The 20,928-nt window shown below is 72.0% G+C and carries 21 protein-coding genes and 1 tRNA gene; 5 read left to right on the top strand and 17 right to left on the bottom strand.

Annotated elements, in window-relative coordinates; translation table 11 throughout:
• Positions 1-86: 86 nt before the first annotated feature.
• Both ACZ7MG_RS34510 and ACZ7MG_RS34505 read right to left on the bottom strand, forming a co-directional pair.
• Positions 87-2,492 carry an MFS transporter gene (locus ACZ7MG_RS34510; protein ID WP_471382979.1) on the bottom strand — a complete coding sequence of 802 codons (2,406 nt, stop codon included), beginning with the start codon at positions 2,490-2,492 and terminating at the stop codon, positions 87-89.
• 152 nt (positions 2,493-2,644) lie between these two features.
• Positions 2,645-3,157: a MarR family winged helix-turn-helix transcriptional regulator gene (locus ACZ7MG_RS34505; RefSeq protein ID WP_471382692.1), complete on the bottom strand. Its 513-nt coding sequence runs from the start codon at positions 3,155-3,157 to the stop codon at positions 2,645-2,647.
• A gap of 174 nt (positions 3,158-3,331) precedes the next feature.
• Here ACZ7MG_RS34505 and ACZ7MG_RS34500 point away from each other — a divergent pair, with 174 nt between their 5' ends.
• Positions 3,332-3,538, top strand: a complete 207-nt coding sequence (locus tag ACZ7MG_RS34500; protein WP_471382693.1) for a hypothetical protein — start codon at positions 3,332-3,334, stop codon at positions 3,536-3,538.
• A 329-nt stretch (positions 3,539-3,867) separates the two neighbouring features.
• Here ACZ7MG_RS34500 and ACZ7MG_RS34495 read toward each other — a convergent pair whose 3' ends face one another.
• From ACZ7MG_RS34495 to ACZ7MG_RS34460, 8 genes are all read right to left on the bottom strand, one after another.
• Positions 3,868-4,788 (bottom strand): RNA polymerase sigma factor SigF, encoded by a 921-nt coding sequence (locus tag ACZ7MG_RS34495; protein WP_471382695.1) that lies wholly within the window; start codon positions 4,786-4,788, stop codon positions 3,868-3,870.
• 429 nt (positions 4,789-5,217) lie between these two features.
• Positions 5,218-6,105 (bottom strand): RNA polymerase sigma factor SigF, encoded by an 888-nt coding sequence (locus tag ACZ7MG_RS34490; RefSeq protein ID WP_471382697.1) that lies wholly within the window; start codon positions 6,103-6,105, stop codon positions 5,218-5,220.
• A 146-nt stretch (positions 6,106-6,251) separates the two neighbouring features.
• Positions 6,252-6,545: a Dabb family protein gene (locus ACZ7MG_RS34485; RefSeq protein WP_471382698.1), complete on the bottom strand. Its 294-nt coding sequence runs from the start codon at positions 6,543-6,545 to the stop codon at positions 6,252-6,254.
• A 48-nt stretch (positions 6,546-6,593) separates the two neighbouring features.
• Positions 6,594-6,845 carry a hypothetical protein gene (locus ACZ7MG_RS34480; protein WP_471383008.1) on the bottom strand — a complete coding sequence of 84 codons (252 nt, stop codon included), beginning with the start codon at positions 6,843-6,845 and terminating at the stop codon, positions 6,594-6,596.
• Positions 6,846-6,918: 73 nt separating this feature from the next.
• Positions 6,919-7,003 (bottom strand) — tRNA-Ser (locus ACZ7MG_RS34475).
• Between the two features lie 78 nt (positions 7,004-7,081).
• The gene (gene tadA / locus ACZ7MG_RS34470; protein WP_471382981.1) at positions 7,082-7,513 is read right to left on the bottom strand and encodes a tRNA adenosine(34) deaminase TadA; all 432 of its coding nucleotides are present in this window, start codon (positions 7,511-7,513) and stop codon (positions 7,082-7,084) included.
• Between the two features lie 163 nt (positions 7,514-7,676).
• Entirely contained in the window at positions 7,677-8,204 is a 528-nt protein-coding gene (locus tag ACZ7MG_RS34465) for a tRNA adenosine deaminase-associated protein (protein ID WP_471382983.1), read from the bottom strand.
• 405 nt (positions 8,205-8,609) lie between these two features.
• On the bottom strand, positions 8,610-8,786 hold the full coding sequence (locus tag ACZ7MG_RS34460) for a hypothetical protein (RefSeq protein ID WP_471382699.1): 177 nt from the start codon (positions 8,784-8,786) through the stop codon (positions 8,610-8,612).
• Positions 8,787-9,023: 237 nt separating this feature from the next.
• On the opposite strand from ACZ7MG_RS34460, the gene upp reads away from it, so the two are divergent.
• Positions 9,024-9,659, top strand: a complete 636-nt coding sequence (gene upp, locus ACZ7MG_RS34455; RefSeq protein WP_471382700.1) for a uracil phosphoribosyltransferase — start codon at positions 9,024-9,026, stop codon at positions 9,657-9,659.
• 39 nt (positions 9,660-9,698) lie between these two features.
• On the opposite strand, the gene ACZ7MG_RS34450 is transcribed toward upp, so the two are convergent.
• The 6 genes from ACZ7MG_RS34450 to ACZ7MG_RS34425 form a co-directional block, all read right to left on the bottom strand.
• Positions 9,699-10,325 carry a LytR C-terminal domain-containing protein gene (locus ACZ7MG_RS34450; protein WP_471382985.1) on the bottom strand — a complete coding sequence of 209 codons (627 nt, stop codon included), beginning with the start codon at positions 10,323-10,325 and terminating at the stop codon, positions 9,699-9,701.
• Positions 10,326-10,535: 210 nt separating this feature from the next.
• Positions 10,536-10,832, bottom strand: coding sequence for a type II toxin-antitoxin system VapB family antitoxin (locus ACZ7MG_RS34445; RefSeq protein ID WP_003999914.1), 297 nt, complete (start codon positions 10,830-10,832; stop codon positions 10,536-10,538).
• 299 nt (positions 10,833-11,131) lie between these two features.
• Complete coding sequence (locus tag ACZ7MG_RS34440; RefSeq protein ID WP_471382702.1) at positions 11,132-11,284, bottom strand: hypothetical protein; 153 nt, start codon at positions 11,282-11,284, stop codon at positions 11,132-11,134.
• A gap of 61 nt (positions 11,285-11,345) precedes the next feature.
• Positions 11,346-11,744, bottom strand: coding sequence for a hypothetical protein (locus tag ACZ7MG_RS34435; protein WP_471382703.1), 399 nt, complete (start codon positions 11,742-11,744; stop codon positions 11,346-11,348).
• 247 nt (positions 11,745-11,991) lie between these two features.
• Entirely contained in the window at positions 11,992-12,588 is a 597-nt protein-coding gene (locus ACZ7MG_RS34430) for an HhH-GPD-type base excision DNA repair protein (RefSeq protein ID WP_471382705.1), read from the bottom strand.
• Between the two features lie 77 nt (positions 12,589-12,665).
• Positions 12,666-13,664, bottom strand: a complete 999-nt coding sequence (locus ACZ7MG_RS34425; protein ID WP_471382706.1) for a siderophore-interacting protein — start codon at positions 13,662-13,664, stop codon at positions 12,666-12,668.
• An 86-nt stretch (positions 13,665-13,750) separates the two neighbouring features.
• Between ACZ7MG_RS34425 and ACZ7MG_RS34420 the strand changes: the two genes are divergently transcribed.
• From ACZ7MG_RS34420 to ACZ7MG_RS34410, 3 genes are all read left to right on the top strand, one after another.
• A complete protein-coding gene (locus tag ACZ7MG_RS34420; RefSeq protein WP_471382707.1) occupies positions 13,751-16,780 on the top strand; it encodes a GNAT family N-acetyltransferase in 3,030 nt (1,009 codons plus the stop codon).
• Between the two features lie 53 nt (positions 16,781-16,833).
• Complete coding sequence (locus ACZ7MG_RS34415; protein ID WP_471382709.1) at positions 16,834-17,316, top strand: cupin domain-containing protein; 483 nt, start codon at positions 16,834-16,836, stop codon at positions 17,314-17,316.
• A gap of 458 nt (positions 17,317-17,774) precedes the next feature.
• A complete protein-coding gene (locus ACZ7MG_RS34410; RefSeq protein WP_471382710.1) occupies positions 17,775-19,889 on the top strand; it encodes a copper resistance CopC/CopD family protein in 2,115 nt (704 codons plus the stop codon).
• A 61-nt stretch (positions 19,890-19,950) separates the two neighbouring features.
• Here the strand turns inward: ACZ7MG_RS34410 and ACZ7MG_RS34405 are convergent, their stop codons facing one another.
• On the bottom strand, positions 19,951-20,844 hold the full coding sequence (locus ACZ7MG_RS34405; protein WP_471382712.1) for a DUF72 domain-containing protein: 894 nt from the start codon (positions 20,842-20,844) through the stop codon (positions 19,951-19,953).
• Between the last annotated feature and the right edge of the window lie 84 nt (positions 20,845-20,928).

Genomic DNA, 20,928 nt, shown 5'->3' with positions numbered 1-20,928 from the left:
ACTCCTCAACGTGCGACCGGCCGGTGGAGCGGGGGTGGCTCCACCGGCCGGTGGTTCAACTGTGGTTCACCCGTGGGCTGCCCGAACTACTCGCCGGGGTGCGCGAGTTCGATGTCATGGCCGTCGACGCCGGGTCCGGCGACCGTCAGGGCCGTGGCCACGGGCGGGTAGCCGGTCGCGATGACCGTGTACTCGCCGCCGTCCAGATCGGTGAAGGCGTACGCCCCGTCCGCACCGGTGGTGGCCGTGGCGACCACGTTGCCCGCCGCGTCGACGAGGGTCACGCGGGCGTCGGCCAGTGCCCCGCCCGGCGCCCGTACGACTCCCTGGAGCCGGGCCCCGGCCGCGAGGTCGATCTCGATCCGGGTGACCCCGGTGCCGCCGACCTCGACGGGCAGCGCGCGCGGGCGGAACCCGGCGGCGTTCACCGCGACGGTCACCCCGCCCGGCACCAGCTCACCGAAGCCGAACTCGCCCTGCTCACCGGTGACCCCGCTGGCCAGCACATCGCCGCGCACATCGGTCACCACGACCATGGCGTCCTTCACGGCCTGCCCGTCCCCGGCGGCCCGCACCACACCGCTCAGCCCACTCGTTCCGCTCAGCAGGATGTCGTACGCGACCGGCTCACCGTTCACGACCACGGTGGACGCCTGCGGCTGGAACCCGTCGGCGGCCGCGATCAGGACGTACGACCCGGCGGCGGGCGCGTCCACGGCGTAGGCCCCGTCGGCCCCCGCGACGGAACGGCCGAGCTGCCGCCCGCCGAGCGAGATCAGGGTGACGGCGGCCCGCGGCACGGGCGCGTTCTCGACCCCGCGGACATGACCCCGTACGGAGATCCCGCCTCCGCCGGCCGGGGCCGGGGCGGTGGCCTCGGCGGCGGCGACCGGAGCCTGGGCCTCCGCGGAGGCCGAACCGGAGGCCGACACCGGCGAAGCCACGGCGCTCGCGGGCACGGTCGCCGTCTCCGGCGCCTCCGGCGCGTCCGCCGCCTGGGCGAGCGCCCCGGTGGTCCGCAGCGGGACCTCCTTGATGAAGAAGGAGAAGACGAGCGCGAGGACGGCGAAGGGGGCGGCGTAGAGGAAGACGTCTCCGATGCCGTGCCCGTAGGCGCTCTCGATGACCGTGCGGATCGGCGTGGGCAGCGCGTCCAGGTCGGGGATCTCACCGTGGCCGGTGGAGGAGCCGGAGACACCGAGCTTGGCGAGGCCCTCCTCGGCGTAGTGCGTGATCCGGTGGCTCAGGATCGCGCCCAGCGCCGAGACGCCGATCGCGCCGCCGAGGGAGCGGAAGAAGGTGACGGTGGAGCTGGCGGCGCCGAGGTCGCCCGGGGCGACCTGGTTCTGGGTGCACAGCACCAGGTTCTGCATCATCATGCCGACGCCGAGCCCGAGCAGCGCCATGAAGATCGCCACGTGCCAGTACGGGGTGTCGTACCGGAGCGTGCCCAGCAGGCCGAGACCCGAGGTCACCAGCACACCGCCGGCCAGCAGCCAGGCCTTCCAGCGGCCGGTGCGGGTGATGACCTGTCCGGAGACGGTCGACGAGACGAACAGACCGGCGATCATCGGGATGGTCAGTACACCGGACATGGTCGGCGACTTGTCACGGGCCAGCTGGAAGTACTGGCTGAAGAAGATGGTGCCCGCGAACATCGCGACACCGACGAAGAGCGAGGCCAGCGACGCCAGCGCGATCGTCCGGTTGCGGAACAGCCGCAGCGGGATGATCGGCTCGCTCGCCTTCGACTCGACCAGCAGGAACAGCGCGAGCAGCGCGACCGTGCCACCGACCATCGCGTACGTCTGCCACGACACCCAGTCGTACTTGTCACCGGCGAAGGTCACCCACACGAGCAGCAGGCAGACGGCCGCGGTGATGAGGAAGGCGCCCGCCCAGTCGACCTTGACCTTGCGCTTGACGACCGGCAGGTGCAGGGTCCGCTGGAGCACGATCAGGGCGATGACCGCGAAGGGCACGCCGACGTAGAAGCACCAGCGCCAGCCCAGCCAGCTGGTGTCGGTGATGACACCGCCGACCAGCGGGCCGCCGACCATGGCGGTCGCGAAGGTCGCGCCGAGGTAGCCGTTGTACCGGCCGCGCTCACGCGGGGAGATCATCGCCGCGAGGATGATCTGGGCCAGCGCGGAGAGCCCGCCCATGCCGATGCCCTGGACCGCGCGGAACCCGATGAGCATCCCGGCGTTCTGGGAGAGTCCGGCGGCGGCCGAGCCGAGCACGAAGACGACGAGCGCCAGCTGGATCAGCAGCTTCTTGGAGAACAGGTCGGCGAGCTTGCCCCACAGCGGGGTGGACGCGGTCATCGCGAGCAGCGACGCGGTCACCACCCAGGTGTACGCGCTCTGCCCGCCGCCCAGGTCCTTGATGATGTCCGGCAGCGCGTTCGACACGATCGTGGACGACAGGATCGCCACGAACATGCCGAGCAGCAGCCCGGTCAGCGCTTCCATGATCTGCCGGTGCGTCATCGGGGCGTGGTCGCCACCGCTGTGGGGGGCACCCTTGGCGGTGCCTCCTCCGTGCTTGGCGTGAGCCCGCACACCGGCTGGTGTGGTCGTTGCCATGGGGCTTCCTTACTCCTGTGTGCTCTTTGCGGGTGTACGGGTTGTGGTGGCGACCGCTAGGCGGACGTTCCGGTCGGTTGTACGGGCGTCTCGGCCGGCCCCGCGGGGATGCGGAGCGGCTCCACGGGCGTCCGGGCCGGCGCGGTGGCGTCGAAGCTTTCGCGCAGCCGGCCCAGGAGCCGGGCGAGCCGGTCGACCTCGTCGTCGGACCAGTCGCTGAGCCGGTCGGCCATCAGCCGGCTGCTGCGCCGGTCCAGCTCGGCGATCACGGCCCGGCCCTCGGGGGTCAGGCGCAGGATGCGGGAGCGTTTGTCCACCGGGTCGGGGAGGCGTTCGATCCAGCCCCGCTCGGCCACGTGCGCGACATGACGGCTGGTCACCGACATGTCCACCGCGAGCAGTTCGGCGAGCCTGCTCATTCGCATCTCGCCGTGCCGGCCGAGCAGGGTGAGGACTCCCGCCGATCCGCCGGGGCACTCGTGCGGCAGCATCCGGGCGAGTTCCCGCTTCACGGCCCCGATGGCGCTGAGCTGACGGACCAGCTCCTCGTAGTGCGCTTGCCCGGCCATGGAGCCCCTCCCGGTGTTTGTTGCTTAGGGCAACCATAGGAGTGGATGGTTGCTGCAGGCAAATGAAATGGGGGTCTTAGCGGCCCAAGTCTTGGCAAAAGAGAACGTTCGCGCGGTCACGGGCGGGCAACCCCGCTTGGGCGCGTCCTCCCCGATTCGCTAAGGTCTCGGGCCATGGCCGACAACCAGAACCCCCAGGGCAACCACGACCCCGCGGGCAGCACGCAGATGTTCCGCGCCTTCGTCGACGAGACGCCGGCGGGGGGCGGCCGCCAGGCCGGGCCCGCGGCCGGGGCCTCCGGGCCGCGGGTGGGTGTGATCGTCGGTGTGATCGCGGCGGTGGCTGTGGTGGCCGCGGTGGTGTGGCTCGCGCTGGCGTAGGTGATCGCCCGGTGGGGGCGCCTACTGGTCTGCCGGGTTCGGTGAGTGGGCGGGCGCGGGTCCGGTGGGGCTTCTCGCGCAGTTCCCCGCGCCCCTTAAGGGCCTACGGCCCTTTCGGGCCGAAAAGCGAAGCGGGGCCGCAGCCCCTGCTTCGCTTTTCAGGGGCGCGGGGAACTGCGCGACCAGCCCCCACTCACCCGCACCCGACAACGCACCCCTACACGCCCGGCCCCCTACACGCACGACAACCGCCGAAGCGTCCCTGAGTGAATTGGACGCCCCGGCGGTCACGTGTCACCGCATGGCCCGACGCAGTCGGACCCGCGGACTCAGTCGGAGATGAGGCCCTCGCGAAGCTGGGCCAGGGTCCGGGTGAGCAGGCGGGAGACGTGCATCTGGGAGATGCCGACCTCTTCGCCGATCTGGGACTGCGTCATGTTCGCGAAGAACCGCAGCATGATGATCCGGCGCTCCCGGGGCGGCAGCTTGGCCAGCAGCGGCTTCAGGGACTCCCGGTACTCCACGCCCTCCAGCGCCGTGTCCTCGTAGCCGAGCCGGTCCGCGAGGGAGCCCTCGCCGCCGTCGTCCTCGGGGGCCGGGGAGTCCAGCGACGACGCCGTGTACGCGTTGCCCACCGCGAGGCCGTCGACGACGTCCTCCTCGGACACGCCCAGCACGGCGGCGAGTTCGGTGACCGTCGGGGAACGGTCGAGCTTCTGGGAGAGCTCGTCGCTGGCCTTGGTGAGGGCCAGCCGCAGCTCCTGCAGCCGGCGCGGAACCCGGACCGACCACGAGGTGTCGCGGAAGAACCGCTTGATCTCGCCCACGACCGTCGGCATCGCGAACGTCGGGAACTCCACGCCCCGTTCGCAGTCGAAGCGGTCGATCGCCTTGATCAGGCCGATCGTGCCGACCTGGACGATGTCCTCCATCGGCTCGTTGCGCGACCGGAAACGTGCGGCGGCGTAACGCACCAGCGGGAGGTTGAGCTCGATGAGGGTGTCCCGGACGTAGGCACGCTCGGGGCTGTTCTCGTCGAGTGCGGCCAGCCGCAGGAACAGGGAGCGGGACAGGGTGCGGGTGTCGATGTTCGCCGAGGCGGACAAGGCCGGGAAGTCAGACGCCGGCGGAGCCTGGGGACCGGGAAGGTCCTCAAGCGCCTGAAGGTCCTGAGGGGCCTGGATAGCGTCGGGCGCGGTCTCGCTCTTGGCGAGTGTGAGCACCTTCGAGCTGCCCTGGTCTGCGGACATGCCACCCCCTTTGGGTCGCGGACGGTCGCGGCGGACGCTCCGTCGTAAGGAACGCAGCCTCCACCTGAATACCGGCGGCGAGGCCACGGCAAACGCGCTGGGGAGAGAATGTCACACGTCGGCAACGCGATGTAGTGACATGTCGACATGGAGAGGGTGAATAAGCCCTGGAAACTAGCGTTCTGATGGGATTTCAGTCTAGTTACGCCTGAAAGAGCGTCAACGAGCGATTCGCTCTCCCCGGTGACACCTCGACAGCGCATTCGGTCACGCCCATGGCCTGCGCACGCGTACCGCTGGCCGATTCTGTGCGCCCCGCCTGCCATCGTGCGCCCCGCGTGCCCCATGGTCCATCCGGGAAGGGGCGAAGGTCATCGCTTACCGGCGGTTACTGACCGGAGGCGGGGGCTCCGCCCCCCGAGCGGAGCGCTACACCTCGATCCGGTTGGCCGACCGCAGCCGCGCGAAGCTCCGCGCCAGCAGCCGCGACACATGCATCTGGGAGACCCCCAGCTCCGCGCTGATCTGCGACTGCGTCAGATTGCTGTAGTAGCGGAGCAGCAGGATCCGCTGCTCGCGCTCGGGGAGCTGGACGAGGAGATGCCGGACGAGGTCGCGGTGTTCGACGCCGTCGAGTTCGGGGTCCTCGTAGCCGAGCCGGTCGAGCAGCCCCGGCATCCCGTCGCCCTCCTGGGCCGCCTCCAGGGAGGTCGCGTGGTACGAGCGGCCCGCCTCGATGCAGGACAGGACCTCTTCTTCGGTGATGCGCAGCCGCTCGGCGATCTCGGCGGTGGAGGGGGTGCGCCCGAAGGCGGTGGTGAGGTCCTCGGTCGCGCCGTTCACCTGGACCCACAACTCGTGCAGCCGGCGCGGGACGTGGACCGTGCGGACGTTGTCGCGGAAGTACCGCTTGATCTCGCCGACGACGGTCGGCATCGCGAAGGTCGGGAACTGCACACCCCGGTCCGGGTCGAACCGGTCGATGGCGTTGATCAGCCCGATGGTCCCGACCTGGACCACGTCCTCCATGGGCTCGTTGCGGGAGCGGAAGCGGGCGGCCGCGTAGCGCACGAGCGGGAGGTTCGCCTCGATGAGCGCCCCGCGCACGCGGTTGTGCTCCGGAGTGCCCGGCGCGAGATGCTTCAGCTCACCGAACAGCACCTGGGTGAGCGCCCGGGTGTCGGCGCCGCGACGTTTCTCCGGGGCGGGTGCGGTGGCCTGGGCTGTGACCTGGGCCGACGCGGGGTCGGGAGCCGGGACGTCTTCCTGGGGAGGCGCAGTACTGGCCGACACGGTCAACGCCACCTCTTCATCCATCAACTCAACCGTCAAAAGCGGTCATAGCATCACAAGACATGTGCACTGTGATCAAGCACCGCATATAGCCGTGTTGAGAAAAAACGCCCCGCACTCCAGGAGTGCGGGGCGAAAAGAGCAGCGCCGTGGCCCGGTGGTGCCGCGGCTCAGAACTCGTAGTCGGCGATGACCCACGTGGCGAACTCGCGCCACAGGGCGACGCCCGCCTGATGGTCCGGGTGTTCGACGTACGTACGCAGCGCGTCCGCGTCGTCGAACGCGGAGTTGATCGCGAAGTCGTAGGCGATGGGGCGGTCGCTGAGGTTCCAGCCCAGCTCCCAGAAGCGGATCTCGGCGATCGTGCCGTCGAGCGCGCGGAAGGCGTCCACGCCCTTCACGACCCGCGGGTCGTCGCGCTCGACACCCTCGTTGAGCTTGAAGAGGACCAGGTGGCGGATCATGGGCGCTCCGGAACGGTCGTACGAGGTACTGGATGTGAGGCCCGGGGGCTACTGGGCCCCGTCGGCGATCCAGGTGAAGAAATCGCCGATGGCCTGGGCGGCGTTGGAGATGCCCTCGAACCCTATCTGGACGTAGTCGGCGGCGTTTTCCGGGTCTGTGATGATCACGTAGGCCACGAAGACCACGAGCAAGTACAGCGCGATCTTCTTCCCCTGCACCGCCACCGCGGCCTCCCCCGCCTCTTGTGCCCCGTGGGCCCCATGGGTCCTCTTTGTCGGCGGCGAGTGTAACCCGATCATGCGTTCGTAGGAGAGGGCGGCGGAGCCGGGGAACGCAGGAAGGGCCCCGTCTGACGACGGGGCCCTTCTTCAGCGGTAGCGGAGGGATTTGAACCCTCGGTGACTTGCGCCACACTCGCTTTCGAGGCGAGCTCCTTCGGCCGCTCGGACACGCTACCGAGGGAGACCTTACAGCAAGGTGGGGCGTGCTTTGAAATCGGTAACGGGCGGGGCCGAGGGCCGGTGCCGGAGGGGTCTCAGCGGGTGCGGAAGAACTCGGTGAGGAGCCGGGCGCACTCCTCGGCGAGGACGCCCTCGACGACCTCGGGGCGGTGATTGAGCCGGCGGTCGCGTACGACGTCCCAGAGCGAGCCGGTGGCGCCGGCCTTCTCGTCGCGTGCGCCGTAGACGACCCGGTCGACCCGGGACTGTACGAGTGCGCCCGCGCACATCGTGCAGGGTTCGAGGGTGACGACCAGGGTGCAGCCGGTCAGCCGCCATTCGCCGAGTGCGGCGGCGGCGCGGCGGACGGCGAGCACCTCCGCGTGGGCGGTCGGGTCGCCGGTCGCCTCGCGCTCGTTGTGCCCGGTGGCCAGGACGGTCGTGCCGTCCGGGGACAGGACGACCGCGCCGACCGGGACGTCCCCGCCCTCGGCGGCCCGCCCGGCCTCGGCCAGAGCGAGCCGCATCGCGTCCCGCCACGGGTCGCGTACGGGGTCGCCCACGGAGTCCCGTACGGCATCGGGCCCGCCCGGTGCCGTCGCGTCGGCCGGGCCGCTCGCGTCGGTCACCGGGGGCACAGAGCCGGCGGACTCGGCGGTCCGAGTGAGGGGCCGGGCGTACTCGGCGGACTCAGCGGACCGTCTCCAGGACCTCCGACGCTCCGAGGGCCTCGGCGATCGAGCTGAGGGCGTCGTCGGCGTCGAGGGCGCGCAGCTCCTTCTCACCCACCCCCAGGTCGTCGAGGATCTCGGTGTCGCCGACCGGGCTGTGCGGCACGGCCTCGGCGGACGTGTCGTCGTCCTCGTCGGAGTCGGACTCACCGTCCTCGGTGCCGTCGAGGTCGAGGGCGTCCAGGTCGGCTTCGTCCTCGCCGGGCTCCCTTCCGAGCAGTTCGTCGGTGAGCAGGATCTCGCCGTAGCTGCTGCGGGCAGCGGCGGCGGCGTCCGACACGTAGATACGAGGGTCGTCCTCGCCATCGATGCGGACGACGCCGAACCAGGCGTCCTCCTGCTCGATGAGCACCAGCACCGTGTCGTCGCCGGGCGAGGCTTCACGGGCCAGGTCGGCCAGATCCGACAGGGTTTCCACATCGTCGAGCTCTGTGTCGCTCGCTTCCCACCCGTCTTCGGTGCGCGCGAGCAGTGCGGCGAAGTACACCGTGACTCTCCCACTGGTCATAGGTGTGCCGGTTGGGGGTCCCCCCGGCGGAGGCTGATGGGTGGGGAGGCTTGCGGTCCGAGCCCCACCCACTCGGAATCGTGGCAGAAACAGAGCGCCCAGGGGATGTCTTCGGCTCCCTGTGTCCGGCTCTCTTGATCGCCGGTGGGTCCGCTGTTCACCTGCGCACCTGTTGCCGCCACCAGCGGATCGTACGCGGAGTTCCTGGCCGCATCCGCACGACCACCCCGTGAACGCCCCACACATACCCCACGAACACGCCACACGGGGCCCATAGGGACACCGGGGAAGGTGCGGAGGTGGCTCGACGGCCTCGCCCTGTTCGCCCTAGGGCACTGCCCGAGGCCACCGTCCCAGGTCACCGTCCCAGGTCGCCGCGCCAGGTCACCAGCGGAAGGTGCGCATGCGCATGGCGTGGCGGAGGCGGGCGGCCTTGGCCCGGCGCGGCTGGACCCGGTCACGCAGTTCCCGGGCCTCCGTCAGCTCCCGCAGGAACTGTGCCCGCCGCCGCCGGCGCGCGGCCTCGTTCTCCCGCGCGCTCTCCCGCGTCTCGTCGCCCACGCCACATCACCTCATCGACTCCCTGCCCCGCCGCACCGCACCACCGACGCGCCCCGACCCGCCGCCGGCTCCCCGCTCGCCGCCCCCGTCCCGCCCGGTCGTTCCGTCGACGGTCCGTTCATCCCACTTTCCCTCCACCGGCGGGTTTGATGCCATCGGGCGGGGGTGCGGCGGGCGGCCGGAGGGGGCGGGGCACTCGGGGTTGTTGCCCGCGTGGCCCCGGTTACTGTTGTGGACATGCGTCTCCACGTCGTCGACCATCCCCTGGTCGCTCACAAGCTCACCACGCTGCGCGACCAGCGCACGGACTCCCCGACCTTCCGTCGCCTCGCCGACGAACTGGTCACCCTGCTCGCCTACGAGGCCACGCGGGACGTGCGCACCGAGCTGGTCGACATCACGACGCCGGTCGCCTCGACCACGGGCGTCAAGCTCTCCCACCCCCGCCCCCTCGTCGTGCCGATCCTCCGGGCCGGCCTCGGCATGCTCGACGGCATGGTCCGGCTGCTGCCGACCGCCGAGGTGGGCTTCCTGGGCATGATCCGCAACGAGGAGACGCTGGAGGCCTCCACGTACGCCACCCGCATGCCGGAGGACCTCTCCGGGCGTCAGGTGTACGTCCTCGACCCCATGCTCGCCACCGGTGGCACCCTCGTCGCCGCGATCCGTGAGCTGATCGCCCGCGGCGCCGACGACGTGACCGCCGTGGTGCTCCTCGCCGCCCCCGAGGGCGTCGAGGTCATGGAGCGGGAGCTGGCGGGCTCACCGGTGACGGTCGTGACCGCCGCCGTCGACGAGCGCCTCAACGAGCACGGCTACATCGTGCCGGGCCTGGGAGACGCGGGCGACCGGCTGTACGGCGCCGCCGAGTAGCCCTCGAGAGGGCTCGGCGGGCCCCTCGCGGGGCCCGGTTCAGCAGGTCTTCGACGCGGTGGGCGTCGGCTCGGGGCTGGTCAGGGCGGCCAGCGCCTTGTCGGCGTCCTTCCGTGTGCTGAGGGCCTTGAAGCCGGTACCGATGACGAGGTCCACCTCGGTGGCCTTCTTCCGGCTGTCGGTCTTCAGCTGCGCGCCGGTGAGCTGGGTGTTGAGGACGGCCAGGGACGTGTCCTCGGCGGCCTTCGCGCCGAGCAGCATCGCGGTGCCCTTGACCTTCTTGTCGTACTGCTCGGTCGCGTTGCCCACGTTCCCGATACGGAAGCCGCGCTTCTTCAGCTCGTCGGCGGTGTCCTTGGCGAGGCCCGCGCGGGGCGTGGCGTTGAGGACGTTGACGGTGATCTTTCCGGGTGCCGGGACGTTTTTCGCGGCCGATCCGCCCGCCTTCGGGGACGGGCTCACCCGGGTCGCGCAGTCGGCCTTGGGGCCCGCGGCGGCGGCCTGGTCCTCGTCGCCGGTGAAGACGTCGATGAGCTGCAGGGTTCCCCAACCGGCGAGGCCCAGCGCGGTCACGGACGCGACGACGGTGAGGACGAGCCTGCGACGCCTCTTGGGCCGGCGCAGCCTCGGGTACTTGTCCCCCGTGATCCGGTACTGGCCGCCCATGCCGGGAGGAGTCAGCATGCTCATGGGCGCAGCGTAGTGCCGTTGGGCGGCGATGCCTACTAGATGATCATTCACCGCGCTGCAGTCCAACCCGAAAGGGCCAACCGTCGGCTGTCCTGGCCCAACCCGTCGGACGCCGTCCGTCGGCCTTCCGGCTGTTCGGCTTCCCGAACCGTTCGGCTTCCCGGCCGTTCGGCCTTTGGTGGAGGGCTAGTCCAGTTCGAGGACGCGGGCGTGCAGCACCTGGCGTTGCTGGAGGGCCGCGCGGACCGCGCGGTGGAGGCCGTCCTCCAGGTACAGATCGCCCTGCCACTTCACCACGTGCGCGAAGAGGTCGCCGTAGAAGGTGGAGTCCTCGGCGAGGAGGGTCTCCAGGTCCAGCTGCCCCTTGGTCGTCACGAGCTGATCGAGGCGGACCGGGCGCGGCGCGACGTCCGCCCACTGCCGGGTGCTTTCCCGGCCGTGGTCGGGGTACGGCCGGCCGTTTCCGATGCGCTTGAAGATCACACGGAAAGCCTACCGGTCAAGACGTTCCGGGCGCAGCCATGGCGACGGAGTGCGGCCCTGGAAAAGGTGCCATCAAATGGGGCAAAGGGGGAATTCTGTGAGGGTCCGGGGGCGGTCGTGGGTGCCGGGCGAGGTCCTTTCGGGGGTTGCGCGGACTTCTTCGGAAGGGCGCCGGGGTGTCGCCCGGAGTCCTTCCATGGGACGCCGGTAGTTCGCTCGAAGGGGGTCGCCCAGGAACGCCCAGGAACGCCCTGGGGCCGGTGGGCTTCAGGGCGTTCCCTTGGGCGGGCTGGGAGGGGTCAGTCGCGGTGCGGGTGCTTCGGGGGGTGCTCGTCCGTGGTGGGGGTGCGGTGGTTCTCGGGGGCCGTTCCTTCGGGGGTGGGCTTGGGGGTGCTGCGCAGGGCCTCCGCGTGGAGGAGTGCGCGCAGGACTGTGTAGGGGTCTGCGGGCATGGGGGTGTCCGTCCTGTTCTGCCTGTGCGGGGTGGATGGTTTCGCGGTGCCGGGGGCTCGTTCAGCAGCGCAGGACCACGGAGCGCAGGGCGTGCAGGGCGTACGGGGTGTGCGGGGGCGCCGGCCGGGGTGCCGTGGGGAGGGCGTGGCGGGGGTGCGGGGGTGCGGGTGGGGCGTGGGGGGACGCGGCGGCGGTCGGGCGGGGTGGGGCGGTCGGGCGTGGGGTGTGGCGGGCCAGCGGGCGGGGGGCCGTCTCCAGCGGGTCGTACTCGGTGGTGGGGAGTTCGCTCGAGAGTGTGGGTTGGAGGGTCGGGGCGGTGTGGGTGGTGGTGTGGGCGACGGGGACGAGGAGAGCGATGAGCAGGGTGAGCACCCTCGGCCAGGTGGCGCGTCGGGAGGTCCGCCTCGCCCGGGCGCGGGGGGAGGCCGTGGCGGGGGTCGGGCGGGCGGTGGGGTGCACGGGGGATGGTTGCCCGTGGGGTGGGGGTGTGCACCGGGTGGGGTGGGGGATGCGCTCGCTCGGCGTAGGTGGGGGTGACTGTGGGGTCTTTCGCCCCCGCCGCCCCTACCCGTCCCATCCTCAAGGGGCTGCGCCCCTTTGACCCCCTTTCGCGCTCCGCGCGGGGTGGGTGGGTACGTGCGGGTCGGTGGGGGCTGGGCGCGCAGTTCCCCGCGCCCCTGTCGGGGGCTGGTGGGGTGTCCGGGGGTTATTTGTTGGCGGCGGCTTTTGCTGCCTTCGCCGCTGCCTTCATCTCTTGTTTGTGGGCGCGGACCTTGGCCAGGGAGTCGGGGCCCTTGATGTCGGCGACGGAGCGGAAGGCGTCGGGGTCGCCGTAGGAGCCGGCGGCTTCGCGCCAGCCGGTGGGGTGGACGCCGAGTTGTTTGCCGAGGAGGGCCAGGAAGATCTGGGCCTTCTGGTGGCCGAAGCCGGGGAGGGATTCGAGGCGGGAGAGGAGTTCCGCGCCGGTCGTCGCGTCCTGCCAGACCGCGCTCGCGTCACCGTCGTAGTGGTCGACGAGGTACTGGCACAGCTGCTGGATCCGCTTCGCCATGGAGCCCGGGTAGCGGTGGACCGCCGGTTTGTCGGAGAGCAGCGCGGCGAAGGACTCCGGGTCCGCCGCCGCGATCTCGTGGGCGTCCAGATCGTCCGCGTCGAGCCGTCGGGCGATGGTCCACGGGCCCTTGAACGCCCACTCCATCGGCACTTGCTGGTCCAGCAGCATGCCGACCAGCGCGGCGAGCGGACTGCGCCCGAGAAGCTCGTCCGCCTCGGGGTCCTGGGCGAGGTGCAGGGTGACGTTCATGCCCCGATGATCGCGCGCCGGGCGGCCCGCCGCAGCCCGGCCCCGGCCGGTGCGACGGGGGCGGGCCGCGTGCGTGGTCACGGGCGCCAGTAGCCGAGGGCGTGCAGGCGCTGCTTCGGCAGGCCCAGTTCCTTGCGGAAGTACGCCGTCAGGGAGCGGGTCGTCGCGGTGTCGCAGGCGATCCAGACGTATGGGGCGGGCGTCTGTGCGAGGAGGGCGGGGGCGTCGGCCTTCACCTGGGCGAGGAGACGGGCGCCGGCGTCCTCACGGGGCACCGGGCGGAAGTCGTGACGGGCGGGGTCGAGACGGAGGGGGAGCCCGCCTGTTCCGGGGGGTGCGCTCGGGGGTGGGGCCGGTGAAGAGGCCTGCGCTGAGGTCGGAGCTGAGGCTGACGATGAGGCTGACGATGAGGTCGGCGATGAGGCTGGGGCGTCGGTCTCGGCTTCCGCCGCCGCTCCAGCGGCCGAGGTCGGGGTGCTCGTTGCCGCCGTCGTCGCAGCCGCCGGTTCGGTCTCCGAGGGCGCCTCCGCAGCCGCCGGTTCGGTCTCCGAAGGCGCAGCCGCAGCCGTGACAGCGTCCGTACCGGTGCCCGTGCCTACGTCCGTCGACGTCTCGAACCAGATCGTCGCCGGGGACGAGGGGAGGGCGGTGAGGAGGGAGTTGATGGCGGGGAGGGAGGCCGGGTCGCCGATGGCGAGGATGTGGGAGGGGGCCGGGTCCGGGTCGGTGAAGGCGGTGCCGTGGACCGTGGCCTCGATGGTGTCGCCGGGGCGCGCGGCGCGGGCCCAGTCGCTGGCGTGGCCGTCGTGGAGGGCGAACTCCAGGCTGAACGTGCCGGCGGCCGGGTCGGGGTCGACGAGGGTGTACGCCCGCTGGTGCGGTTTGCCGGCGGCGTCGAACCAGAGGCGTACCCACATGGTCGGGTGGACGCCGGTCACGCCGAGCATGCCGCCGTCGGTGAGGTGGACCCGGCGGTAGTGCTCGGTGACCTGTTCCGCCCCGGTCACCGTGAGGACGAAGTCCTTCCCGCGGAGCAGTTTGAGGACCGCTCCCTCCCAACCGTGCCCCTGCCCCATGGCTTCTGCACCCTTCACGTACGCTTTGATCACACCTTGCTTAGGTGAGGCTAACCTAATTCACGGATGGGATACAGGGAACAGGGATGCGGGACAGCGGCGTGCGGGGGCAGAAGCGGGGGCGGGAGCGGGAGCGTGCTCAGGGCGGCGGTTCGAGCCGTGAGGCACAGGAGGGATACGGGACGTATCGCGACGCCTGGGGCATCCCGCACCTCCGTGCCGCCGACGCCCGTGCGCTCGCCCACGCCCAGGGCCGGGTCACCGCCCTCGACCGTGCCTGGCAGCTGGAGGTCGAACGGCACCGCGTCCAGGGCACCTCGGCCGCCTTCCTCGGTGCCGACTCCCTCGGCTGGGACCGGTTCGCGAGACAGGCCCGGCTCGCCGACACGGCCCGAAGATGCTTCGCCCGGCTGGAGAGAACGGACCCGGAGACCGCCGACTGGGTCCGGGCGTACGTCGAGGGCGTGAACGACGGGCTGGGTGAAGGGAGCGGGCGCGCGCCCGAGTTCGAGCGCGCCGGGCTCGCGCGCGGGCGCTGGGAGCCCTGGCATCCGCTCGGCGTCTGGCTCGCCACGCACATCCTGTTCGCCGGGTTCCCCGCCAAGCTCTGGCGGGAGGAGGCGGTACGGCATCTCGGCGCCGCCGCGGTCGGGCTGTTCGCCACCGACGGGCCCGCCACCTCCGGCAGCAACGGGTGGCTCGTCGACGGGTCCCGGACGACCACCGGGCGGGCCGTCATCGCCGGTGATCCGCACCGGTTCATCGAGGAACCCGGCGTCTACCAGCAGATCCACCTCTCCTGCCCCGAGTTCGACGTCGTCGGCCTCGCCGTCCCGGGCGTGCCCGGCATCGCCCACTTCGGCCACACCGGGGACGTGGCCTGGGCCATCACCAACGCCATGGCCGACTACCAGGACCTGTACCGGGAGCGGCTGCGCCACGGGGACAAGGGGCAGGGGGACGGGGACGGTGATCACGGCGGGGGCGGTGTCGAGGCGCTCGATCCGGACGGTGTGTGGCGGGCCGTGCACCGGCATGTGGAGGTCGTCGAGGTCGCTGGAGGGGAGCCGGTGGAGGTGGAGGTGATCGAGACCGCGCGGGGGCCGGTCGTCATCGGCGGCCTGGATCCCGACTCGCACGCGCACTCCCACTCCGGCACGGGCTCACACCCCCACTCCGGCCCCGGTTCGCCCTCGCCCTCCGGCACCGGCTCGGGCTCGGGCGCTGAGCCCGTAGGTCCTCTCAGCCTGCGCTATCCGCCGCGTGTCACCGAGGACCTCGGGTTCGGTGCGCTGCTGCCCCTGCTCCGGGCGCGGGAAGTCGCCGATGTGGACCGGGCGTTCGACCGGTGGGCCGAGCCGGTGAACGTCGTGCAGGCGGCGGACACGCGGGGTGGGCTGCTGCACCGGGTGGCCGGGCGGGTGCCGGTGCGGAGCCGGGACAACCGGACGCGGGTGGCCGCGGCCTGGGAGCCGGGGCACGCGTGGGAGGGGTGGCACGAGACGCCGTACGGCACGGTCGAGGACGGTGTCGCGGTGATGGCCAACCAGCGTGGTCCGGCGACCCCGTTGGGGGTGGAGTTCGCCCCACCGCATCGCGCCGAGCGCATTCGCGCGCTGCTGGACGAGAAGGAGGTGTGGTCCGCCCCGGACATGCCCGCCCTCCACATGGACACCCATCTGTCCTCCGCCGGGCCCCTGTTGGACCAGTTGACCGCCTTCGCCGAGGTGCCCGTGCCGCTCACCCCGGCCGCCGTCGCGCTGCGGGACCGGCTGCTGCGCTGGGACCGGCGGATGGAGGCCGACAGCGTGGAGGCGGCGGCGTACGCGGCGTTGCGTGGGGCGGTCGTACGGCGGCTCGCGGCGGATCCGGCCTTCGCGGGGCTGGCCGTGCCGCCGGCGTACCCCGAGGTCTTCCGGCCGTGGCTCTCGCTCACCGTGCGGATCGGGTTCGCGCTGGAACACCTGCTCAGGGCCGAGGAGTTGTACGGCATCGACCGGGCGGCGCTCGTACGGGAGGCGCTGGAGGAGGTCGCCGGCGCGGAGTCGGGGCGGCGCTGGGACGACAGCCACCGGCTCGTGCCGTGGCGTGCGCTCCCGGCGGACGACGCGGACGAGGCGGACGAGGCGGACGACGCGAGCGCCCCGCGCGAGCCGGGGCTCGCCGGTGACCACGACTGTGTGCTCTGCACCTCCGCCGTCCCCGGTGTCACCGACCTCAGCGCGCGCGGGCCCGCCGCCCGCTACGTCTGGGACCTGGCCCGGCGCGAGGACAGCCTCTGGGTGGTGCCGTTCGGGGCGTCCGGCGTCGGCGGCTCGGCCCACCACCGCGACCAGCTCCCCCTGTGGCTCAGGGGAGACCTGGTGCCGGTCGTCACCGACTGGGACCGGCTCACCAAGGACGACGCCCCCGTCGCAGCAGCATCCGTTCCGGTAACGAGGAGAAGCGCCATGACCGTTGAGCCCACCGCGCCGCGGGAGCCGTACGGCGATCGCGTGGCCGTGCATGAGCAGGTGGTCGACGGGTTCGGGACCGTGCGGATCCTGCCGTTGGACGCGAAGGCCGACGCCCGGGTGGTCCATGGCTGGGTGAGTGAGCCGAGGGCCGGGTTCTGGGGCATGAACGGGCTCACGGAGGAGCAGGTGCGGGAGGTGTACGAGGGGCTGGAGGCCTTCGACACGCACCACGCCTATCTCGCGGTGCACGACGGGGTGCCCGTCGGGCTGCTGCAGACGTACGAGCCGGAGGCCGACCGGGTCGGCGAGTGCTACGAGGTCCAGCCCGGTGACATCGGCGTCCATGTGCTGCTGGCGCCCGCCGGGGACGGCGGAGGACGGCCGGGGTGGTCGTCCTCGGTGCTGGCGGCCTTCACGGCGTACGTGCTGGTCGGGCTGGACCGGCCGCGGGTCGTCGTCGATCCGGACGAGCGGAACGAGCGGGCGATCGCGCGGTTCGCGCGGCAGGGGTTCGAGAGCGGGCCGGTCGTCGTGCTCCCGGAAGTCGACCTGCCGGAGGTGTATCTGCCCGAGAAGCGGGCCCGGTTGGCGTTCCTGAGACGGGAGACCGTGTTCGGTGAGGACGGGGAGAAGGGGCGAGGGGCCGGGCGGGGTCGGTGACGAAGGCGGCTTCGTTCGGTCAGTAGTTCGGGTGGGGGCGTAGCCTCTGGCGGATGACTCCCGAAGACCTCATAGCGCACTACGAGTTGGAGCCCATACCGCGTGAAGGGGGACGTTTCCGGCAGACGTGGGCGGGGCCCGCGCGAGGGGACGGGCGGCCGGAGGGGACCGCGATCGTCGCCCTGCTCACCACCGAACCCGGCGACTACTCCGCGCTGCACCGGCTGCCCGGCGACGAGATCTGGCACTTCCACCTCGGCGATCCGCTCCGGATGCTGCTCCTCGCCCCGGACGGGTCCTCCCGCATCGTCGTCCTCGGGCCGGACGTGCTCGCCGGGCAGCATGTGCAGTACGTGGTGCCCGCGGGGACGTGGATGGGGGCACGGGTCCAGAGCGGTGGCGGCGGCTGGACCTTGTTCGGGTGCACGATGGCGCCGGGGTTCACCTTCGAGGGGTACGAGCACGGGGATCCCGCGGAGCTGGCACGGCTGTATCCGGAACGGGCGGCCGAGATAGGGGAGTTGGGGCGGGCGTAGGCGGCGGGAGCGAGAAGGAGGCCGGGAGGGGGCGTGGGCCGGTGCGGAACGCGTTGAACGCGGTGTTCGTGGCGTGCGTACCTGTTCGAGGAGTCCGAGAGCCGGCGACCGTGGATCCGGAGCACTACGTGGACCGAGGCAGGTACAGCGACCACAACGACCCAGCCGTGGGCGAGGGCAGGGGCAAGGTCCCGACCCGGTCCCGGGCCGGGACCAGCGACGGAGACAGAGGCGCGAGGCGAGATGGCGGAACCGGCGGAGCCGGCGGGACGGGTCGAGCCGGAGGCGGGACCGGAGGCGGGACCGGGGGTGGAACCGGTGACGGGACTGGCGGTGCCGCTCGTGGGCCCGGAAGCCTCCGATCCGGCAGTCGCTCCGGTGTCCGATCCGGCGGTCGCCCCGGTGTCCGATCCGGCGGCCTCCGAACCGGTGGGTCGGCCCGAGGGGTTCAGCGCCTGGTGCTGCTGGGCACCGTGCTGGTCCTGTTCCTCCTCGGCGGGGCGGGTACCGCGTCCGCGCACGCCGCTCTCAAGGGAAGCGACCCCGTCGACGGCAGTGTCCTCGACGCCGCTCCCCGGGACATCACCCTCCGCTTCACCGAGTCGGTAAGCCTCCTGACGGACTCCCTCCGCGTCGTCGACCCGGAGAACCGGGCCGTGGACACCGGCAAGCCGGGACGCGCGGGCGGCCGGGCCGACACGGCCCGGGTCACCCTCCCCACCGGCCTCGCCGACGGCACGTACACGATCGCCTGGCGGGTGGTCTCGGCCGACAGCCACCCCATCTCGGGTGCCCTGCTCTTCTCCATCGGCGAGCCCTCCGCGACCACCGCGGTCCTCCCCGCCGACCTCACCGAGGACCCGCTCACCGCCTCCTTCTACGACATCACCCGCTACTTCGCGTACGGCGCCCTCGCCCTGCTCGTCGGCGTGACCTTCTTCCTCGCGGTCGTGCTCGGCGGCCCGAGCGAGGTGCTGCGCAAGCTGCTGCTGTCCAGTTGGCTGGCGCTGCTGCTGGCCTCGACCGTTCTGCTGCTGCTCCGCGGACCGTACGAGCGGGGCAGTGGCGTCGGCGCCGCGCTCGACCTCACCGTCCTCCGCGAAACGATGGTGTCCCGGCCGGGACTCGCTCTCCTGGCCCGGCTGGCGCTGCTCGCGCTGGCCGCCGTCCTGCTCGTACGCGTACGTCGGCAGAGGGAGGAACGGGGAGAGCGCGCGGAGGTGTGGAGCAAGGGCGCGCTCGTCTGCGGGGCGCTGCTCTCCGTCGGGCTCGCCGGGACCTGGGCGGCCGCCGAGCATGCCTCGGCCGGGATCCAGGTGCCGGTGGCGATGACGTCCTCCGTGCTGCATCTGCTGGCCATGGCCGTCTGGCTGGGCGGGCTGACCGCGCTGCTCACCGTGTTGTACCGGGCGCCGCACACCCTGTCGGCGGCCGTGGTCAACCGTTTCTCCCGGCTCGCCTTCGCCTCGGTGATCGTCCTCGTCGTCACCGGCGTCTACCAGTCCTGGCGCGGCCTCGGCTCCTGGTCCGCCCTGACCTCCACGGCGTACGGGGAGGTCCTCGTCGCCAAGCTGGTCGCGGTACTGCTCCTGCTGGCGGCGGCGGCGTTCTCGCGGCGCTGGACGGGGAGGCTGGGGGAGGCCGCCAAGACCGCTGAGCCGGCCTCAACCGCCGTACCGGCCGAGGTCGGTGAGCCGGCCGGCGCCGATGAGCGGGTGACCGTCGCGGTGGCGGCCCGGGTACCCGAGCGGGTGGGTGCCGTCGAGAGCAGGGTCCCGGACGGCGGCGCCGAGGTGCCCGCCGGCAGCGCGGGCGCCGTGGACGGCGTACGCCTCGGTGGTGAGCGGAGCGCGCGGGAGAGCGCGGAGGCGGACCGCGACGGTCAGGGCCTCGGCGAGACTTCGTCGGACTCGACGGCGGGGAACTCGCCGGCGGGGAACTCAACGGCGGAGGGCGCACCGGCGGAGGACGCACCGGCGGGGGGCTCGCTGTCCGGAGACTCGCAGCCCCGGGAAAGCGACTCGGCGTTGGACGACTCGGCGTCGGGTGACCCGTCCTCAGGGGGCTCGGCGGCGGCCGATGCGTCCCGGAACGGGCTTCGGCGGTCCGTGCTCGCGGAGTTCACCGTCGCGGTGATCGTGCTGGTGATCACCACCGTGCTGACGGGGACCCTGCCGGGACGGGCGGCGGCGGAGATCGCCGCCGAGAGCGCGGGCGCGGCGGCCGGTGGCGTCACGGCCTCCTCGTCGACGGTCCCCTTCGACGTCGGCACCCCGAACGGCCACGGCAAGGTCCAGATCGACCTCGGCCCGGGACGCGTGGGCAAGAACTCCGTGCAGGCCGTGGTCTTCGGCCCCGACGACGGCATCGCGACCGTCCCCGAACTGCGTCTCAGCTTCACCCTGAAGTCCCAGAAGATCGGCCCGATCGACGCGAAGCTCACCGACCGCGGCGGCTACTGGGCCACCGACACCCTCCAACTCCCCCTCCCCGGCAAGTGGACGATGAAGCTCACGGTCCGCACGACGGAGATCGACCAGGTCACGGTGGAGAAGTCGGTACGGGTGAGCTAGCCGGGGTGAGACCGGGGTTGGTGGTTCGGTGGGATCTGACAGCGCTCATCGCGTACGGGTCTCACCCTGTATCGAGCACCCGCCGCATCGTCTCCGCCGCGCGTACGGCCGCGTCGGCGCAGCAGTTGTTGAAGAGGACGTGGAGTTCCGCGACCTGGGCGGCGGCCGTGCGTAACCGGGGCGCCCATGCGGCGAGTTCGGGCTCGGAGTAGGCGTACCGGAAACGGTCCTCCTTGCTTCCGGTGCCCCAGGCGGCGCTGCGGCCGTGGAACCGTACGACGGCCAGCTCCGGCGAGGTGACCGGGGCGAGCGGCGGCAGGGAGGAGTCCAGGCCCTGGGCCATGTCGACGCCCACGGCGACGAGGCCGAGCCGGGACAGCAACGCCGCCGTCCGGCCGGCCTGTTCGCCCCGCCACCACGCGGGGTGCCGGAACTCGACCGAGACGGGCCAGCCGGCGGTACGCCGAGCGCACTCCTCCAGCACCTGCTCGGCCCTCCCCGCAGACCGCCCCGGCACGAACCAGGGTGCGAACCAGGGCGGGAACTGGAACAGCACCGCGCCCAACCGCCCCGCCGCCCGCAGCGGTTCGACGGCGTGGGCGAACCGCTCCCACACCCGGTCCAGTACGGCCGGTCCCGGCGTCCCGCGGCGCAGGTCGTCCCCGAAGGACTCCCGCAGGTCCTCGGGGAGGGCCGCCGGGCGGGTCGGATGGCCGGTGAGCAGGGAGAACGCCTTGACGTCGAAACGGAACGAGGAGGGCGTCCGCTCGACCCACAGGAGGCTGTTGCGGCGGCTGGGCAGGGCGTAATAGCCGGCGTCCACCTCGACGACCGGGAACCGCTCGGCGTAGTACCGGAGTCGGGGCTCGGGGGCCCGCCGACCACGCGGATACCAGCCGGAAGCCACCAGCGCGGGGTCCGTCCAGGAGCACGTTCCGACGAGTACGTCACCCATGGGGAGCCGACTACCCCGAACCGGCCCCCTCCCTACCCGCCTCTCCCCACCCGCCTCTCCCCACCTGCCCCTTTCGCCCGCCTC

This window comes from Streptomyces sp. NPDC107538 (genome assembly GCF_055657445.1).
This window is presented reverse-complemented; position numbering and strand designations above follow the sequence as displayed.

Coding starts and splice junctions, on each gene's coding strand:
- ACZ7MG_RS34405 (WP_471382712.1), bottom strand. CDS start 20,844: ATGGGTGACGTACTCGTCGGAACGTGCTCCTGGACGGACCCCGCGCTG.
- ACZ7MG_RS34505 (WP_471382692.1), bottom strand. CDS start 3,157: ATGGCCGGGCAAGCGCACTACGAGGAGCTGGTCCGTCAGCTCAGCGCC.
- upp (WP_471382700.1), top strand. CDS start 9,024: ATGCGTCTCCACGTCGTCGACCATCCCCTGGTCGCTCACAAGCTCACC.
- ACZ7MG_RS34420 (WP_471382707.1), top strand. CDS start 13,751: ATGCGGGACAGCGGCGTGCGGGGGCAGAAGCGGGGGCGGGAGCGGGAG.
- ACZ7MG_RS34480 (WP_471383008.1), bottom strand. CDS start 6,845: ATGATCGGGTTACACTCGCCGCCGACAAAGAGGACCCATGGGGCCCAC.
- ACZ7MG_RS34500 (WP_471382693.1), top strand. CDS start 3,332: ATGGCCGACAACCAGAACCCCCAGGGCAACCACGACCCCGCGGGCAGC.
- ACZ7MG_RS34450 (WP_471382985.1), bottom strand. CDS start 10,325: ATGGGCGGCCAGTACCGGATCACGGGGGACAAGTACCCGAGGCTGCGC.
- ACZ7MG_RS34440 (WP_471382702.1), bottom strand. CDS start 11,284: ATGCCCGCAGACCCCTACACAGTCCTGCGCGCACTCCTCCACGCGGAG.
- ACZ7MG_RS34485 (WP_471382698.1), bottom strand. CDS start 6,545: ATGATCCGCCACCTGGTCCTCTTCAAGCTCAACGAGGGTGTCGAGCGC.
- ACZ7MG_RS34415 (WP_471382709.1), top strand. CDS start 16,834: ATGACTCCCGAAGACCTCATAGCGCACTACGAGTTGGAGCCCATACCG.
- ACZ7MG_RS34430 (WP_471382705.1), bottom strand. CDS start 12,588: ATGAACGTCACCCTGCACCTCGCCCAGGACCCCGAGGCGGACGAGCTT.
- ACZ7MG_RS34425 (WP_471382706.1), bottom strand. CDS start 13,664: ATGGGGCAGGGGCACGGTTGGGAGGGAGCGGTCCTCAAACTGCTCCGC.
- tadA (WP_471382981.1), bottom strand. CDS start 7,513: ATGCGGCTCGCTCTGGCCGAGGCCGGGCGGGCCGCCGAGGGCGGGGAC.
- ACZ7MG_RS34490 (WP_471382697.1), bottom strand. CDS start 6,105: ATGGATGAAGAGGTGGCGTTGACCGTGTCGGCCAGTACTGCGCCTCCC.
- ACZ7MG_RS34510 (WP_471382979.1), bottom strand. CDS start 2,492: ATGACGCACCGGCAGATCATGGAAGCGCTGACCGGGCTGCTGCTCGGC.
- ACZ7MG_RS34495 (WP_471382695.1), bottom strand. CDS start 4,788: ATGTCCGCAGACCAGGGCAGCTCGAAGGTGCTCACACTCGCCAAGAGC.